The sequence below is a fragment of the Gammaproteobacteria bacterium genome, from assembly GCA_003696665.1.
In the GTDB taxonomy this organism is placed as follows: Bacteria; Pseudomonadota; Gammaproteobacteria; order Enterobacterales.
The window spans coordinates 1-1,005 of the sequence record RFGJ01000603.1; the positions used below are offsets into that span (position 1 = coordinate 1).

A 1,005-nucleotide genomic window follows, 5' to 3' on the forward strand; every position below is an offset into this window, starting at 1 on the left:
CGTTATGCGTCCATAAAAATAGGGTACCTACATGAACTATAGGGAAGAGCAAAGGCAACGCGCCGTATCGACGCGTGACTACCTGTTCAAGGATCCTGGCACGGGCATATTTTTTGGCAAAGAACGAGACTTCGTACTTAAAGACCCTTCTCTAAACCTGTGGGCTGGCATTAGAGACGATGCCAAATACCACTTTGTCGCGAACGGGATCGCTTGGTGGAAGGGCACGGAAGAAGATCCAACTGGACATTTGCTATCCTCACAGGTCGCGTGCGTTAATCACCTATACCCTCTCCGTCAGAGATGCGACGTGGCAACATCGGTTTTGAAGCAGATCGAGCCGAGTATTGTTGAGTCTCTTCCTATCGGAAATGGGTTTGTTGACTTTGAGTACATTGGTTCCCGTCAGTACTTGAAAGAACCTGCCTTCACGAGAGGCACAAACTGTACATCAGTGGATGCCGTTATGTGCGGCGCGACAGCTGAAAGGGAAGTCATCCTGTTCCTAATTGAATGGAAGTACACTGAATCCTACAGGCCCGATAACCTGTACATCCCTCGACGGGCAGAAGTCTATGACCCGTTGATTTCGAGCAAGGATAGCCCGTTCCTTACCGGCGTCAAACCGCAGGATCTATACTATGAACCGTTCTACCAAATGATGCGACAGACTCTTCTTGCCTGGCAGTTTGAGATACACGGTGAAATGGAATGTGCGAGGTGTTTTAACGTGCATGTGATTCCAAACAAGAACAAAGCACTCAAAGAGAGGATTACCTCGCCGGGTCTACAGGGATCGGACATCCACGAAGCGTGGCGAACACTGCTGAAAAGACCGGAGAAGTACATTGCGATTGACCCGGAAGAGATGCTTAGGCCTGCATACGAGTTGCCGGATACAAAGTCTTGGCTTAACTATTTGGAAGCGCGATATTGGTGATGGAATTGCATAACAACAGCATGCAGCGGACGGCGCTGCACGCCGCCGCTGATGCTGAGCGTTAG

General features: G+C 49.9%; 1 protein-coding gene. It reads left to right on the forward strand.

Going from position 1 to position 1,005, the window contains the following annotated elements:
• The first annotated feature begins 31 nt into the window (after positions 1–31).
• Positions 32–940: a hypothetical protein gene (locus tag D6694_14660; GenBank protein RMH35563.1), complete on the forward strand. Its 909-nt coding sequence runs from the start codon at positions 32–34 to the stop codon at positions 938–940.
• The last annotated feature ends 65 nt before the right edge of the window (positions 941–1,005 follow it).

What these genes read in the sequence shown, in the direction of transcription:
- D6694_14660 (RMH35563.1), top strand. Translation starts at nt 32, where the DNA reads ATGAACTATAGGGAAGAGCAAAGGCAACGCGCCGTATCGACGCGTGAC.